The organism is Rugamonas rivuli (assembly GCF_009380165.1).
GTDB classification, from domain to species: domain Bacteria; phylum Pseudomonadota; class Gammaproteobacteria; order Burkholderiales; family Burkholderiaceae_D; genus Rugamonas; species Rugamonas rivuli.
This window is the reverse complement of the sequence record NZ_WHUF01000003.1, coordinates 364,444-379,640: the sequence shown is the minus strand read 5'-3', so window position 1 is coordinate 379,640 and position 15,197 is coordinate 364,444. Positions and strand designations below refer to the sequence as shown.

Annotated in this window: 16 protein-coding genes; 7 read left to right on the top strand and 9 right to left on the bottom strand. The window is 64.4% G+C overall.

Going from position 1 to position 15,197, the window contains the following annotated elements:
- The 3 genes from GEV01_RS12135 to GEV01_RS12125 all read right to left on the bottom strand — a co-directional run bounded on the left by GEV01_RS12135 (position 1) and on the right by GEV01_RS12125 (position 3,814).
- Positions 1–1,029, bottom strand: coding sequence for a CDP-6-deoxy-delta-3,4-glucoseen reductase (locus GEV01_RS12135; RefSeq protein ID WP_152804600.1), 1,029 nt, complete (start codon positions 1,027–1,029; stop codon positions 1–3).
- Positions 1,030–1,158: 129 nt separating this feature from the next.
- Positions 1,159–2,616: an MFS transporter gene (locus GEV01_RS12130; protein ID WP_152804598.1), complete on the bottom strand. Its 1,458-nt coding sequence runs from the start codon at positions 2,614–2,616 to the stop codon at positions 1,159–1,161.
- Position 2,617: 1 nt separating this feature from the next.
- Entirely contained in the window at positions 2,618–3,814 is a 1,197-nt protein-coding gene (locus GEV01_RS12125; RefSeq protein ID WP_152804596.1) for an FAD-dependent monooxygenase, read from the bottom strand.
- A gap of 220 nt (positions 3,815–4,034) precedes the next feature.
- On the opposite strand from GEV01_RS12125, the gene GEV01_RS12120 reads away from it, so the two are divergent.
- Together GEV01_RS12120 and GEV01_RS12115 are read left to right on the top strand one after the other, a co-directional pair.
- On the top strand, positions 4,035–4,514 hold the full coding sequence (locus GEV01_RS12120) for a MarR family winged helix-turn-helix transcriptional regulator (protein ID WP_152804594.1): 480 nt from the start codon (positions 4,035–4,037) through the stop codon (positions 4,512–4,514).
- Positions 4,511–5,368 (top strand): NAD-dependent epimerase/dehydratase family protein, encoded by an 858-nt coding sequence (locus tag GEV01_RS12115; RefSeq protein WP_152804592.1) that lies wholly within the window; start codon positions 4,511–4,513, stop codon positions 5,366–5,368. The genes GEV01_RS12120 and GEV01_RS12115 overlap by 4 nt, the downstream gene beginning before the upstream one ends.
- Here the strand turns inward: GEV01_RS12115 and GEV01_RS12110 are convergent, their stop codons facing one another.
- Positions 5,369–5,632, bottom strand: coding sequence for a hypothetical protein (locus GEV01_RS12110; protein ID WP_070267557.1), 264 nt, complete (start codon positions 5,630–5,632; stop codon positions 5,369–5,371). It abuts the gene before it with no gap.
- 665 nt (positions 5,633–6,297) lie between these two features.
- Here GEV01_RS12110 and GEV01_RS12100 point away from each other — a divergent pair.
- Positions 6,298–6,537 carry a hypothetical protein gene (locus GEV01_RS12100; RefSeq protein ID WP_008445950.1) on the top strand — a complete coding sequence of 80 codons (240 nt, stop codon included), beginning with the start codon at positions 6,298–6,300 and terminating at the stop codon, positions 6,535–6,537.
- A 79-nt stretch (positions 6,538–6,616) separates the two neighbouring features.
- On the opposite strand, the gene GEV01_RS12095 is transcribed toward GEV01_RS12100, so the two are convergent.
- From GEV01_RS12095 to GEV01_RS12080, 4 genes are all read right to left on the bottom strand, one after another.
- Positions 6,617–6,817, bottom strand: coding sequence for a hypothetical protein (locus tag GEV01_RS12095; protein ID WP_152804588.1), 201 nt, complete (start codon positions 6,815–6,817; stop codon positions 6,617–6,619).
- 96 nt (positions 6,818–6,913) lie between these two features.
- Positions 6,914–7,693, bottom strand: coding sequence for a hypothetical protein (locus GEV01_RS12090; protein ID WP_152804586.1), 780 nt, complete (start codon positions 7,691–7,693; stop codon positions 6,914–6,916).
- Positions 7,694–7,829: 136 nt separating this feature from the next.
- Complete coding sequence (locus GEV01_RS12085; RefSeq protein ID WP_152804583.1) at positions 7,830–9,671, bottom strand: CHASE domain-containing protein; 1,842 nt, start codon at positions 9,669–9,671, stop codon at positions 7,830–7,832.
- Between the two features lie 188 nt (positions 9,672–9,859).
- Positions 9,860–11,626 (bottom strand): glutamine--tRNA ligase/YqeY domain fusion protein, encoded by a 1,767-nt coding sequence (locus tag GEV01_RS12080; RefSeq protein ID WP_152804581.1) that lies wholly within the window; start codon positions 11,624–11,626, stop codon positions 9,860–9,862.
- A 166-nt stretch (positions 11,627–11,792) separates the two neighbouring features.
- Between GEV01_RS12080 and GEV01_RS12075 the strand changes: the two genes are divergently transcribed.
- The 4 genes from GEV01_RS12075 to GEV01_RS12060 are packed head-to-tail and all read left to right on the top strand — an operon-like array spanning position 11,793 to position 14,292.
- Entirely contained in the window at positions 11,793–12,086 is a 294-nt protein-coding gene (locus GEV01_RS12075; RefSeq protein ID WP_117015446.1) for a DnaJ domain-containing protein, read from the top strand.
- Between the two features lie 36 nt (positions 12,087–12,122).
- Positions 12,123–12,626, top strand: a complete 504-nt coding sequence (locus GEV01_RS12070) for a hypothetical protein (protein ID WP_152804579.1) — start codon at positions 12,123–12,125, stop codon at positions 12,624–12,626.
- A gap of 2 nt (positions 12,627–12,628) precedes the next feature.
- Complete coding sequence (locus GEV01_RS12065; RefSeq protein ID WP_008445963.1) at positions 12,629–13,405, top strand: hypothetical protein; 777 nt, start codon at positions 12,629–12,631, stop codon at positions 13,403–13,405.
- 14 nt (positions 13,406–13,419) lie between these two features.
- The gene (locus GEV01_RS12060; protein WP_070267569.1) at positions 13,420–14,292 is read left to right on the top strand and encodes a hypothetical protein; all 873 of its coding nucleotides are present in this window, start codon (positions 13,420–13,422) and stop codon (positions 14,290–14,292) included.
- Here the strand turns inward: GEV01_RS12060 and GEV01_RS12055 are convergent.
- Positions 14,289–15,182, bottom strand: a complete 894-nt coding sequence (locus GEV01_RS12055) for a LysR family transcriptional regulator (protein WP_152804577.1) — start codon at positions 15,180–15,182, stop codon at positions 14,289–14,291. The genes GEV01_RS12060 and GEV01_RS12055 overlap by 4 nt on opposite strands.
- Positions 15,183–15,197: the final 15 nt, after the last annotated feature.

Sequence of the window (15,197 nt, the reverse complement as noted above, 5' to 3'; positions counted from 1 at the left end):
TTAAGGCTTGTTGATGTCGGCTTCGGTGGTGAAGGCATCGGCGTAGAATTCCTCCTCCGGCAGGCGGCATTGCGCGACAAAATCGCGCTTGGCGGAGTCGACGACGATAGGCGCGCCGCAGGCATACACCTGGTGGCCGGACAGGTCGGGCAGGTCGGCCATGACGGCGGCGTGCACGAAGCCGGTGCGGCCGGTCCAGTGGTCTTCCGGCTGCGCGGCCGAGATCACCGGCACGTAGCTGAAGTTCGGCAGGATCGCTTCCCACTGGCGGCACAGCGCGTCCATGTACAAGTCCTGCGGGCGGCGGCCGCCCCAGTACAGCACCATCGGGCGCTGCGAATCCTGCGCGCGCAGGTGCTCGATGATGGCCTTGATCGGCGCGAAGCCGGTGCCGGAGGCCAGCAGCACCATCGGCTTGTCGCTGTCCTCGCGCACGAAGAATGTGCCCATCGGGCCTTCGAAGCGCAGGATGTCGCGTTCCTTCATGGTGCTGAACACCTGGTCGGTGAACAGGCCGCCCGGCATGTGGCGGATGTGCAGGCTCAATGGCTGGTCCTGGTCCGGCGGCGAGGCCAGGCTGTAGCTGCGGCGCTTGCCGTCGCGCAGCATGAATTCGATGTACTGGCCGGCGCGGAATTTCAGCGTTTCGTTGGCCGGCAGTTGCAGCGTCATGACGACCACGTCCGGCGCCATTTTTTCCATCGTCGCCACGCGCGACGGCATCTTGCGGATCGGGTAGTCGTCGCTGCCGGCCACTTCGCGCGCTTCGATGGTCAGGTCAGAGTGCGCGGTGGCGCAGCAGAACAGGGCCTGGCCGGCCGCTTCCTCGTCCTTGCTCAGCGCGCGTTCCTGGTGCGCCTTGTGCGTGACCGAACCGGAGATCACTTTGCCTTTGCAGGAGCTGCATGCGCCATTCTTGCAGCCGTAGGGCAGGCCGACGCCGGCGCGCATGGCCGCGGCCAGGACGGTTTCGTCTTCCTCGCAGCTGAATTGATGGCCGCTGGGCTGTACAGTAATTTGGAAGGTCATGCGATATCAGGGGTAGTTAGGGCCGCCGCAGGGCAACCGGGGTGAATGGATGGAAACTTGATCAGCATATGTTTCCGCGATTTTATCACCCCGGCCCGCTCGGGCGGGCGCCGGCCCCACGGCGCCGTGCTAGGCAGTGCGGTTTTTGGCGAAAAACAGCACGACGCAGGCGCCAAGCAGCGCGGCGGCGGCCGGCAGCAGCATGGCGTGCGCCATGGCCCGGGCAAAGCCGGCATGGAACAGGGCCAGGTTGGCCGGGTCGAGCGCGCCCGGATGGAAGGCGCCCGCCGCATACTGGCCGGCCGGCAGCTGGCGCGCCAGTTGCGCCTGGACCAGCGCGGCAATCGAGGCGGCGCCCAGCACCGAGCCGATCTGGCGCGTGGTGTTGAAGATGCCGGAGCCGGCGCCGGCCCGCGCCGGGGGCAGCTTGCGCATCGTGCTGGCCGAGATCGGCGCCCAGATGCAGGCGTTGGCCACGCCGAGCAGGGCGGACGGCAGCAGCAACAGCCAGCGCGACTGTGCCGCGTCCGGCAGCCAGAGCGCGTACCACAGCAGGCCGCCGGCCAGGCAGGCCAGGCCGAAGCACGCCATGTAGCGCGGGTCGATCCGGTCGGCCAGCTTGCCGGTGAACGGGGCCAGCACGGCCAGCACCAGCGCCATCGGCGCCAGCATCAGCGCGCAGGCCAGCGGGCTCAGTTGCATGACGATCTGGAAGTGGAAGATCAGCGGCAGCAGCATGCCGGCCGTGGTGAACCCGACTATCGAGATGGACAGGTTGCCGACCGTGAAATTGCGGTCGCGGAACAGCTCCAGCGGCAGCAAGGGTTCGTGCTTGTTGCCGCGCTGCCAGAGCAGGAACAGCGCGAACAGCAGCACGCCGGCGGCGATCAGCGCCCAGACCGGGATTTGCCAGGCGATCACGCCCCAGTGGTAGCGCTCGCCCTCCTGGATGCCCAGCGCGATCAGCAGCAGGCCGGCACCGCTGAGCAGGGCGCCCGGAATGTCCAGGCGGTGCGGCTGCTGGCCGAACTCGGGCAGCAGCTTGCGGGCCAGCACGAAGGCGGTCAGGCCGACCGGCACGTTGACGAAGAAGATCCACTGCCAGCCCAGGGTGTTGACGATGGCGCCGCCGAGCATGGGGCCGATCAGGGTGGAGATGCCGGCCACGGCGCCGAGCAGCCCCATGGCCTGGCCGCGCTGGGCGGCAGGGAAGATGCGCGTGATGACGGCCATGGTCTGCGGCACCATGCAGGCGGCGCCTATGCCCTGCACGACGCGCGCCGCGATCAACTCGCCGGCAGTCTGCGACAGGCCGCAGGCCAGCGAGGCCAGCGTGAAGACCGCCAGGCCGGTCAGGTAGATGGGCTTGGGGCCGTAGCGGTCGCCCAGCCGGCCGGTCAGCAGCAGCGGCGCGGCGTAGGCCAGCAGGTAGGCGCTGGTCACCCACATCACGGCGCCGATGGAGGTGTCGAGGCCGGCCATGATGGCGGGGTTGGCGACGGAGACGATGGTGGCGTCGATCAGCACCATGAAGGTGCCGATCACCAGTGTCCAGAACACTGGCCAGGGTTTTTGGTGAGGATGCATGTCAGGCCTTGGCAGGATAGTCGGGAAGGGCGATGGCGTCGGCCTTGGGCTTGTTCAGTTTGCCGATCAGGCCGGAGACGGCGGGCCTGGCCAGCACGCCCAGCACGGCGTTGGACAGCCTGACTCCGGCACGGCTGTGGGGCGAGGCGAAGCGCAAGGCGCCCGGCGCGATGCGCTGCGCATTGCGCACGTAGGGCCGCATCAGCGCCTGGTAGCGCTGGAACGCTTGCCGGTGGCCCTGCTGGCTGCCCAGCTCGCCGGCCAGGATGTAGGCGCCGACCAGCGCCAGGCTGGTGCCCATGCCGCTGATCGGCGACGCGCAGTAGGCGGCGTCGCCCACCAGCGCCACCCGGCCGTTCGACCACTGCGGCAGCTTGACCTGGCCGATGGCTTCGAAATAAAAGTCGGGCGACTGCGCCATGTCGCGCAGGACGCGGGCGGTGTCGAAGCCGGCGTCGGCAAAGACTTCGTGCAGCAGCGCCTGCTGTTCCGCGCGGCTCAGTTCCTCATGGCCGCGGCGGCTGCTGCGGAAGGACAGGAAGGCGCGGGTGGTGCCCTGATTGTCCGGACGCAGCAGCAGGGTGCGGCCGCGCCCGGCGTTATACCAGCGCGCCCACTTGCCGTCGCCGGGCTGGTAGGGAATGGTGAAGTAGGCGGTGTACATGTCCAGGTAGTGGATGGCCGGCGTGTCGGGGCAGACCAGGCGGCGGGTCCGCGAGCGGATGCCGTCGGCGCCGATGACCAGGTCGAAACTGCGCTCGGCGCCGCTGGCAAAGACCACGCGCACCTGGTCGCCCAGGTCGGTGACGGTAAGCGGATGGTCGCCGAACAGGTACTCGGCGTCGCGGCGGCTGTGCTCGTAGAGCAGGTCGACCAGTTCGCCGCGCAGGATTTCGGTGTCGCAGACCAGGCCCTGGCCGCCGAAGCTGTCGGCGGTGAAGGAGGCCTTGGCATGGCCGGCGCCGTCGACAAAGGCCAGCCCGGCTTCACGGGTGATGCGGCTGCGCACTTCGGCGTCGATGCCCATGCGCCGCGCGACTTCGCGTCCGGCGCCGCGCAGATCGATGGTTTGTCCATAGCTGCGCAGCTGCGGCGCACGCTCGACGATAGTGACCTGGATGTTTTTACGATGGAGGAAATGCGCCAGCACCGGCCCGGCGATGCCGGAGCCAATGATCAACACGGTACGAATTTTCATGGTGGGCTCCTGAGGTGAGCTGGTGTGGACTGCCAGGCAAGATTTTCCTAAGCAGGTATTTAGTAAAGCAAATTTATATCTAAGTAAGTTAGCGATTATGGCGTGATAGTTCCCTTCAGTCAAGCGCTGGCGGTTTTTTGACGCACGCGGCATCGCTAAGTTAGTATGTGGTCAAGAAAATTGCTTACTAAATGACTTAGCGGTAGAGGGAAAAACCATCATGACGCAGCAAGCTGTGGGGCAAGTGGCCGACGTGGCCGACGACCCGATTTGCCAGAACCTGCAAAACATCTCGATCCTGACGCGGGAAATCGAAAAGCGGCTGGCGGAGACCTTGAAAGTCAATGCGACCGATCTTGCCGCCATGGAGCAGCTGGTGGGCAGCGGCGCGCTGACGCCGGGCGATCTGGCGGCGCGCCTGCAAGTGACCACGGCGGCGGCGACGCAGATCGTCGACCGCCTGGAGAAGGCCGGCCACGTCGGCCGGGTACGGCATGAAACCGACCGCCGCAAGGTGATGGTGGTGCCGGCTGCCGAGTCGGTGGCGCTGACCATGCGCGAGCTGACGCCGATGCTGGCCAGCCTGCAGGCGCTGGTGTCCTCGCTGGCGACGCCGGAGCGCGCCGTCGTTGGCGCTTTTCTTGAACAGGTGGTTGGCATTTATCGCGGCACCATCGAACGTACCGGGGGCAAGCAATGAAGCGACCACGTCTTTTAATTCTCGGCTGCGGCGACGTCGGCATGCGGCTGCTGCCCTTGCTGCGCAAGCGGTTCCGCATCTTCGCCGTCACCAGCCAACCGTCGCGCTGCGCCGAACTGCGCGCGCTGGGCGCGGTGCCGCTGGTGGCCGACCTGGACCAGCCGGCCACGCTGCGGCGCCTGGCCGGGCTGGCCAGCTATGTGGTGCACCTGGCGCCGCCGCCCGCCGAGGGCGTGCTGGACAGCCGTACGCGCTTTCTGACCGCTGTGCTGCCCGGGCATGCACGGATGGTGTATGTCAGCACCACGGGGGTCTATGGCGATTGCGGCGGGGCGTTGTTCGATGAGAGCCGTCCGGTGGCGCCGCGCAATGCGCGGGCCTTGCGGCGGGTGGATGCGGAGCGGGTGTTGCGGGGCTGGGCGCGGCGGGCCGGCGCGCAGTTGTCCATCCTGCGGGTGCCGGGCATCTACGCCGGCGACCGCCTGCCGCTCAAGCGCCTGCAGGCGGGCACGCCGGCGCTGATCGAGGCCGACGATGTCTACACCAACCACATCCACGCCGACGACTTGGCGGCCATCATCGTCAAGGCCCTGTTCCGGGGCGGTCACAACCGGGTGTATCACGCGGTGGACGACAGCGATATGAAAATGGCGGCGTATTTCGATGCGGTGGCCGATGCCTTCCAGCTGTCGAGGCCGCCGCGCTTGCCGCGTGCGGAATTGCAACAGGTGGTGACGCCGGCTCTGCTGTCCTTCATGTCCGAATCGCGGCGGCTGGGCAACGGCCGCATCAAGCGCGAGCTGGGCGTGCGGCTGCGTTACGCCACCGTGGCGCAGATGCTGGCGAGGCGCTGATCAGGCGCGTGGCGGGCGTTTCTTCTGCTGTACGCGTTGCTGCTGCTTCTTCTGGGTCTGGACCTTGTTCTGCTTGGCTTCGTACAGGGCGACGGCGTCGGCGCGGGCCTGTTCCGGGTTGCGCAGCTCAGGCTGGTCGTCGTGCTTGACGAAATATTCGGCGTCCTGGGCGTCGACCACCAGCTTGATGGCGGCGGCGTCGTCCAGGTCGTAGATTTCGTGGAGCAGCGTGGTTACTTCGTCGAGGAATTCTTCGTAGGTCATGGGAAATGTAAAAACAAGTAAAGACGGGGTGGAAATTGCACTAATGCAAGCCACTTTTGTGGTGTTTGTGCCAAAATGGCAACGCGGTTTAGCTGATCTATATCAATCAAGTCACCACATGATACGATATTGTTAGCTATCTTACGAAGGAGCCATGCGCATGACAGCCACTTCCCATCCTAGCAAGGAACAGGTTCGTGCCTACATGCATCAGCGTGAGTGCGATCACCGCCCTCCGCCAACTCCCGACGAGATCCGCCGCCAGCTAGGCTGGCACCAGTATCCAGACGGCACAGGTTTTCCCGCCGCATCCTCCTTGCTCCTCCCAGGCACTATCGCCCAACTGGCCGCCTTGATGGCCGTTGAATGGTGTTTTCGTGCCGCCGGCCTTAGCCGTTCCAACTGAATTTACAAAGATTTATACCTTTTCTTACAACAAATATCTTCCTAGCATAAGAAATAGGGGTAAAATCTCTCTAAATCTCACAGAAATGTCTGATGAGTTAGCCGTTCGTTAACGTAAACGTGTATTATCTCGGCTAAGCACTAAAAACCGGCATAAATGACTGTGTTTTGTAGTGCTTCATTGGTAATAGAGCTAAAAATTTTTTTTACCCATGTGTCGTTTTTTGTCTAAGACGGCCAGAAACCTACTTAAAAACATTATGTCTATCAAAGAAATCACCGCATCGCCGACCTACAACCCAAACCGCGTGCTGGACGCCATCATTGAGAAGTTGCAACTGAAAAATGATGCCGCCCTGTCCCGCGCACTGGAAGTAGCGCCACCGGTCATCAGCAAGATCCGTCACAACACGCTGCCTATCGGCGCGACCATCCTGATCCGCATGCACGAGATCAGCGATTTCAGCATTCGCGAACTGCGCGAATTGATGGCTGCCTGATGACGGCCTAGTCGCAAAGAAAACGGCGCGGACCTCTCGGTCACGCGCCGTTGTCTTATGCGGCCCGGAAGGCCAGGAATCAGGCCGACGTGCTGATGGTGGTGCCGATGCGCTGGCCGCTGGTGTTGACGGTCGGTGCCGACGCCGCTTGCGGCGGCGTCGGCGGAGCCTGCGGCGCGACGCGTTCGGCGGGTTTGTCCACTGCCTTCACCGGCTCAGGCTGGCGTGGCGGTGTCGCTTGTACTGTGGCGGTACTGGAAGCTACGGTATTGACAGCCATGATGCACTCCCGTCATCGATAAATATCCCCAGAGTATGCCACTTATTTGAGCAGCCTGCCTGTTCGTGTCGCCGTTTGTGGCACAAACGCCAGCGCTCAGGCGGACGGCGCCAGGCGCGGACGGTCGCTGTAGAAGCTGGCCAGCCGTGCTTTCTCGACGGCTGCGCCGGCGTCGGCCGCGGTTTGCAGGCCTTCCGCCACCTGGCCGGGGGCCGCCGAGTAGGCGGTCACGCCTGGCGCTGCCGAATAGGCGGTCTTGGCGGCGTGGCCCGGGGCTGCCGAGTAGGCGGTCTTGGCCATCTGGCCCGGAGCGGCCGAATACGCGGTCTTGGCCATCTGGCCAGGGGCGGCCGAGTAGGCGGTTTGCGCCATCTTGCCAGGGGCGGCCGAATAGGCGGTCACGCCGGGTGCGGCCGAGTAGGCGGTCCTGGCGGCGCCGGGTGCTGCCGAATACGCGGTGGCGCTCTGGCCTGGCGCGGCCGAGTAGGCCACGTCCTGGTGCGCGGCGCCGCGCAGATAGGATTCGCCGAAAGTCTCTTCATACAATTCCTGCATGCGATGGCCCAGGCGCTCGTGCGCCTCCAGGTCGTCCTCGCCGCGCAGGCCGATGTAAGGGAAGTGGTGCAGGAAATAGCCGAACACGGCGTCGCAGTCGACGGCGTATTTCATCGTGTCCAGGATGTGGTAGTGCCAGAAAGTGTCCACATCGACCAGCGGCGCGGTCTGCTCATTCGGGAACTGCTTCATCAGGAACAGGAAACGGCGGTACTCGGTTTCGATGGCGTTGGCGCGTTCCAGCGACCAGCCCTCGCCGGACTCCTTGTGCATCAGCTTGACTTTGATAGGTTCCAGGTCCAGTGCATTGATGACGTTCATGGCATTTCCTTTGCTGTGATGATGCGGGTTGAAAAAAGTGGAACAAATGTAATTTTTGTCCGGCAAGAAAGCAGGCTTGTTGATTTTTCTCAATGTTTGTCAGGAACGTCCTAACATCGGAGGTAAATACTGAGCGTCAGGCGGTGGCGCCGGCCGGCAGCGGGGCGCCGGCGTTGAAATCGTCGGGCGCGTGCGGCGGCAGGTAGTCGACCGGCACCGAGATCGATACCGTGGTGCCCGCGTTGTGGCCGCCGGTGATGGCGCAATGGCCGCCGAGCAGGCTGACCCGCTCCTCGATGCCGACCAGGCCGAAGGAACCCACCTTGTTGCGGCTGCTCTCGCGCAGGCCGACGCCGTTGTCGCTGATGGTCATGGTGAGCATGCCGCCGGCCTGCTTCAGCTCGACCCGCACCAGGCTGGCGCGCGCATGCTGGGCGATGTTGCTCAGCGATTCCTGCAGCACGCGGAAGAAGGCGGTGGCGCAGCGGTCGTCGATGCGGATGTCGCTCTGGTGCTCGATCAGTTCGCAGACCATGCCGGAACGCTGGCGGAATTGCGCGATCTGCCATTCCACCGCCGCGTTCAAGCCCAGGTCCAGCACCGTCGGGCGCAGGTCGTTGATGATGTGGCGCACGCTCTTGATAGTGCTGTCGATCTGGATCAGCGTGCTGCGGGCGCGCGCGTGCAGGCGCGGATGGCGGTGGCGCGTGCGGCTGGCCAGCAGGTCGGCCTCGATGCGCAGCACCAGCAGGTTCTGGCCCAGGTCGTCGTGGATTTCGCGGGCGATGCGCTTGCGTTCCTGTTCCTTGATCTGGTCGGCGTGGGCGGCCAGCTGGCGCAGCTTGTGGTGCGACTGCTGCAGCTTGGCCTGGCTGTCGCGCAATTCCTTGGTCATGGCCTTGGCCATCTTGATGGCGCGCAGGCGCGACGACGACAGCGTGTGGAACAGCAGGTAGAACAGCATGGCGCCGACGAAGCCGCAAGCCATGGCCAGCCACGGCAGGAAGGCGTCGAAGCGGCTGTACCAGACCGATTTGGGCGCGCTGAAATGCGCCGACCACTGGCGGCCGTTGAAGTCCACCGGCAGCACGATGGCGAACTGGTCGGACATGCGCGCCGTGTGCTGGGTGCTGCCGCGGTTGTCGTACAGCAGGGTTTGCGGCGAGACGCTGCCGTCGGCGTTCTTGCCATCGTCGTACAGCATCAGGTGCACATCGCGCACCTGCATCTGTTCCATCGCCGCCTGCACCAGGCGCGGCACGCTGAAGCCTATGCCGACCGAGCCGATGTAGGCCGCGCGGCGCTGCGCCACATCGGTCAGCGGCAAGTCCTTGCGGTACAGCGGCAGGCGCATCGCCAGCGCCCAGCCCTGGGCGTTGCGGGTGTTTTCGATCGGCATGCCGGAGGTGATCAGCTGGCCGGTGTCGCGCGCCTTGGCGATCGCGCGCGCCGCCTGGTCGCGGGCGTTGATGTCGACCCCGAGCCGGTGGCGGAACGGCGCGACCGGTTCGATCATGGTCAGCACCGAGTACTCGGCGCGGCGGCCGGGCGGCTTGATGGCGAAGTCCGGATAGCCGTCCGGCTTGCCGTCGCCGCTGTGGGCCGCTTCGCGCTCGAAGGCGTCGCGTTTGGCGTCGGTGACGTGCTGCGTGAAGTTGATGTTGTCGAGCGCGGGGAAATGGCGCTCCAGGTCCAGCCCGCCGACGTAGCGGTGGAAGCTGGCGCGGTCGACACGGTCGCTGGCGTCGAAGAAGCTGGCGGTGCCGCGCAGCACGTCGGTGTAGGCGTTGATGCGCGAGCTGATGTTGTACTGGGCGTTGCGGGCCTGCTGGTTGAAGCGTCCCGCGGCGTCGTATTCGATGGTCTTGAAGACGGTCACATAAAACAGCGCTCCCACCCCCAGCGATAACAGGACGCCTGCCCACCAGACGGGTTTAGTCGGCGAGAACAATTGTTTTTGCGCGAGGAACGTTGCCATATGAATTGCCTGAAGCACCTCCTGGTAGCGGGGACGTAGGCTGAATATAGGAAACTTTGGCAATGCTAGTCAAGTAAATTTGCAAATTTGATATTTGTCCTGGACGTTGTGGTGGAATTGCTAATGAAAAAGGCCGGCGCCTCCCGTGGGGGGAAGGCGCCGGCCTTGGGCATTGTTGCTGCTTGCGCTTACTTGGCGACCCAGCTGTCTTTCAGCGTGACGATGCGGTTGAACACCGGCTTGCCTGGCGTGGAATCGACGCGGTCGGCGACGAAGTAGCCGTGGCGTTCGAACTGGAAGCGCTGGTCCGGCAGGGCCGCGCTCATGCCCGGCTCCAGGTAGGCGGTGACGACTTCCTTGGCGTTCGGGTTCAGCAGCGAGATGAAGTCCTTGCCGCCGGCGTCGGGGTTGGCGTCGGTGAACAGGCGGTCGTACAGGCGCACTTCGGCTTCCAGCGCGGTGGCGGCGGAGACCCAGTGGATATTGCCCTTGACCTTGTAGTTGTCCGAACCCGGCGTGCCCGATTTCGAATCCGGGAAGTAGTTGACGTGGACGGCGATGACTTTGCCGTTCTCGTCCTTGTCGTAGCCGGTGCATTCGGTCACGTAGCCGTGGCGCAGGCGCACGCGGCTGCCCGGCTTGTCGTCGATCGGCGGGTAGTAGCGGAAGTAGCCCTTGCTCGGCACTTCCATGAAGTCCTCTTCCTCGATCCACAGCTCGCGCGTGATCGGGAAGGTGCGCACGCCCATTTCCGGGTGGTGCGGGTGGACCGGCGAGGTGCACTCTTCGGTCAGGCCTTCTGGGTAGTTGTCGATGATCAGTTTCAGCGGGCGCAGCACGGCGGTGGCGCGTGGCGCTTTCGGATCCAGGTCTTCGCGGATGCAGCCTTCCAGCGTGCTCATGTCGATCCAGCCGTCGGCCTTGGTGACGCCGATGCGCTCGCAGAACAGGCGGATCGCTTCCGGCGTGTAGCCACGGCGGCGCAGGCCGACGATGGTCGGCATGCGCGGGTCGTCCCAGCCGTCGACGATGTTTTCTTCGACCAGCTGGCGCAGCTTGCGCTTGGAGGTGACGACGTAGGTCAGGTTCAGGCGCGAGAACTCGTACTGGCGCGGCACCGGCAGCTTGAAGAAGCCGCCGGCCGACAGGGTTTCCAGCAGCCAGTCGTAGAACGGGCGGTGGTCCTGGAATTCCAGCGTGCAGATCGAGTGGGTGATGTTTTCCAGCGCGTCCGAGATCGGGTGCGTGTAGTCGTACATCGGGTAGATGCACCAGGCGTCGCCGGTGCGCACGTGGTGGGCGTGGCGGATGCGGTAGATGGCCGGGTCGCGCAGGTTCATGTTCGGCGACGACATCGCGTCGGCGCTGGTCTTGGCGCGCAGGATGTGCTCGCCGTCGGCGTATTTGCCGGCCTTCATGTCGCGGAAGATCTGCAGCGATTCGGCGGCCGGACGGTCGCGGAACGGCGAGTTCTTGCCCGGGGTGTTGAAATTGCCGCGGTTGGCCGCCATCTCGTCGGCCGACTGGCTGTCGACGTAGGCATAGCCTTTTTCGATCAGGTACTCGGCCATCGCGTACAGCTGGTCGAAGTAGTCCGATGCGTAGTGCAGATGGTGCTCGACGCCGCCGTCCGCTTTTGGATAGTCGTAGTCAAAGCCCAGCCATTTGACGCTGTCGATGATGGTGTCGACGTATTCCTGTTCTTCCTTGGCCGGGTTGGTGTCGTCGAAGCGCAGGTTGCAGCGGCCCTGGTAGTCGCGCGCCAGGCCAAAGTTCAGGCAGATCGATTTGGCGTGGCCTACGTGCAGGTAGCCGTTCGGCTCGGGCGGGAAGCGGGTGATCACGCTCGGCATGCCCTCGCGGACGTGGGTGCCGGAGGCCAGGTCGGATTCGACGATGGCGCGCAGGAAGTTGGAGGTCAGGACGGGCGCTGGGCTGTTTTTGTCGTTGCTCATCTGAAAAGTTGGCTTTGCAAAAGTTCGAGTAAAGGGCATTTTACCGTATCCCCCCTATGGCAGCGGTGGAAATGCTGCGTTGCGGCGGCCTGGGGCGGATTAGGGGGCTGCCACACGGGTATAATTCGTCTTTAATTGTTCGGCATCACGGCCCGGAGTTTCCAAAATGGAAAATTACTACAACACACTGGGTATCGCGCCTAACGCCACCGACGACGAGATCAAGAAGGTCTACCGCTCGCTGGCGATGCGTTTCCACCCGGACCGCAATCAGGCGCCCGGCGCGGAAGCACGCTTCAAGGCCATCACCAAGGCTTATGAAATCCTGTCCGACCCGGTCAAGCGCGAGGAATACAACCAGAGCGTGAACCACCGCATCATCATCGATCCGGAGGCGGAAGCGTACCAGTTGTGGCGTTCGGTGTTCAACCTGCATGGCACCGTGCTGCCACCGGCCTGAGCCGGCCACACAACAGAAAAATAACGAAAGTTTGCAATGTCTAGAAAAGTACACCCTGAGTTCGCCTACCAATCGCGTGAGCTGGAAGGCCAGATCGAGGGCATCCTGGGCGATCCGCCCGACCGCAAGAACTACCAGCGCATGATCGACGCGCTGGTGTCCGAGTACGCCAGCGGCGGCGGCATCGAGGACGTCAACATGCTGGCCTTCGCGCTGGTCGACCACCTGGAGTTCAACAATCCGAAAGGCTTGCTGGCCGAGGCGGAAGACTACGAGTTCGGCGACGCCGCGCGCGTGTTCGCGATGGCGTCGTGCAAGGGCGAGGAAGCGGCGCGCATGTACGCGGCGCTGGAAGAGAACCTGCCCGACCTGGCGCGCCAGGCCATCATCACCGCTTTCCTGTACAAGAATCCGCGCAAGTGGGACGACGACGACCAGTCGCTGGACCAGCTGTCGGCCAACGACGACGGCGACGATGTCGAGGACGAAGACCAGGCAACCGACGACTTCGCCCAAATGTTCGATCAGGATGGAGAGTAACCATGACCGAAAAAAGTAATCTGCCGGCGCTGAGCAAGCAAGTGACCGAGCTGGTGCTGGCCGGTTCGCTGAGCCACGCCGAGCAAGCCTTTGCCGAAGCGGCCGACCAGTTCGGCGACCTGGCGGTGGTGGAAGTGCTCAACAACATTCCGCCGCAGGTGACGGCGCTGCACATGGCCGGCTTCGACGGCGGCAAGATGTCGCTGGCGACCCTGCTGGTGCCACCGAAGGCCTGGGCCGACAGCCTGGCCTTCTTCGCCGCGACCTGGCCGGACGACCTGATCGAGGACGACCCGGAGCGCATCGCTGAATCGCTGTTCGCGCACATTCATGGCGTGGTGTTTTCCACCGACGATGAAGAGCGCCGCCATGAGCTGCTGGCGGCCGCATCGGCGACTGACCACGGTTCGACCGCATTCGCGATTCTGTTCTCGATGGCGCCGAAGGAAATCCTGGAAGTGGCCGGCGAGATCATCTCGAAAGGCCCTTACCTGACCGGCCAGACTTCGTCCGACAACGACGTGGTTCCGCTGGCGATCGCGCTGGCGCAGGCCTCGGAAGACGGCTGGGACCGCGCGCTGTTCGAGCTGTTCCCGGAGTTCCGCCACAGCGCCGACCTGGCCGACGCCGAATTCAGCGACGACCCGGACGACGAGCCGACCTTCCTGCAGCGCTCCACCAAGGAATTGCTGTACCGCTTGCGCAAGCAGGTGCCGTCCACGCGCAGCGCCGCCAAGCCTGGTTCGCGCCGCAGCCTGGGCACCGGCATTTTTTCGTGATGGGTGTCTGATACATGCTGCCAGCAATCGTCGTAGAAAATTTACCGCGCCTGACCCGCGCCATCCAGCAACTGGCGGCCCATCCGGACGATGACGCAGCCTACGCGCTGGCCGATGAACTGACCGGCATCACCGCCATGGTGGCCGAGAAGTTCACCAACGACCGCACCGCCGACGGCATCCAGAAAGCACTGCAGCTGACGGTGGGCGGCGTGTCGCTGGGCCTGGACCACGCGCTGATGCACGAGGGTGATCTGGCGGCGCTGGACTTCCTGGTCGAGCACGGCGCAGAGCACGCGTTCCAGATCGGCTTCCGTCTGATCAAGGAGCTGTCGGCCTTGCCGGAGGATGCGCTGGTCGGCGAGTACGATACCGATCCGGTGTACTCGGCCCGCCGCCTGCGCGACCTGTTCATCGATTTGTGCCAGACCGATCCGAATGAAAACTGGAACGGCCTGGAGCGATACGAGGTCATGCTCAAGCAGCGCAAGGAAGTGCAGGCCGTGGTGCGCCTGGCCGGCTGGCTGCGCCGCCACAACAGCGAAGGCCCGGTCAGCGATACCGACCTGAACGCCGAGGGTGTGATTGCGCTGTCCATCATCTTCGCCATCGAAGGTGGTGGGCGCGTGGTTGCGCGCACCGGGCAGAAGGAGTTCGAGCGCTTCGTGAAGTCGGTGCGCAAGGCCAAGCCGGATTACGAGGAAGGCTGGGCGGCGCTGGTGGCCAAGGTGCCGGTGCAGCATCATCCGGTGCTGCTGGACCGTATCGCCAGCTACCGCAGCAGCTGCACGGTGATCCAGAATATCAAGGGCCGCACGGCGATGAAGACGCTGTTCGCGGAGCTGGAGAACTACGCCGGCTCCGAGCTGGACGCGGACTACAACTAAGCTGCGGCGGCCTCCGTTGCAATCGCGACGAAGGCCGCCACCAGCGGCGAGACTTCGTCCTTGCGCTGCGCCAGCAGCAGCGTGGTGTTGGCCTCCGGGTCCGCCAGCGGGCGGTAGCAGACGCCGCCCATGCGGATGATGTCGAAGGAGCTGGGCAGCACCGAGATGCCGCAGCCGGCCGCCACCAGGCCGATGATGGTCGATGCTTCGTTCGCTTCCATGGCGATGGTCGGCAGGAAGCCGGCGGCGCGGCACAGGCGGAAAATCTGATAGTAAATCCCGGTGCCGGCCGTCTTCGGATACATGACGAATGCTTGTCCCTGAAGGTCGCTGATGGCGACCTTTTTCTTTTTGGCCAGCGGATGGTCCAGCGGCAGCACCAGCGTCAGCGGATCGTGGCGCAGCACGGTCATGCTGACGGTGTCGGACACGGCCACTTCGGGCGGGCGCACCAGGCCCAGGTCCAGCGTGCGGCCGGCGATGGCTTCGAACTGCGGCACGGTCGACATCTCCAGCAGTGTCAGCGTCACGCCCGGATAGCGCTGGCGGTAGCGGTTGACGATGGTGGCGAACAGCGGCGTCAGCGGGGTGGAGAAGGTGAAGCCCACGCGCAGTTCGCCGGCTTCGCCGCGCTCGGCACGGCGCGCGGTCTGCACCGCCTGCTCGGACAGCGACAGCACGCGGCGGGCGTCGTCCAGGAACAGCTTGCCCGCTTCCGTCAGCCGCACCCAGCGTTTGCTGCGCTCCAGCAGCAGCGCGCCCACTTCCGCTTCCAGCATCTGGATCTGGTGGCTCAGCGGCGGCTGGCCGATGTGCAGACGCTCGGCCGCGCGCGTGAAGCTGAGTTCCTCGGCGACGGCGACGAAGTAGCGCAGGTGGCGTAATTCCATCTTTGTTATCTTTTT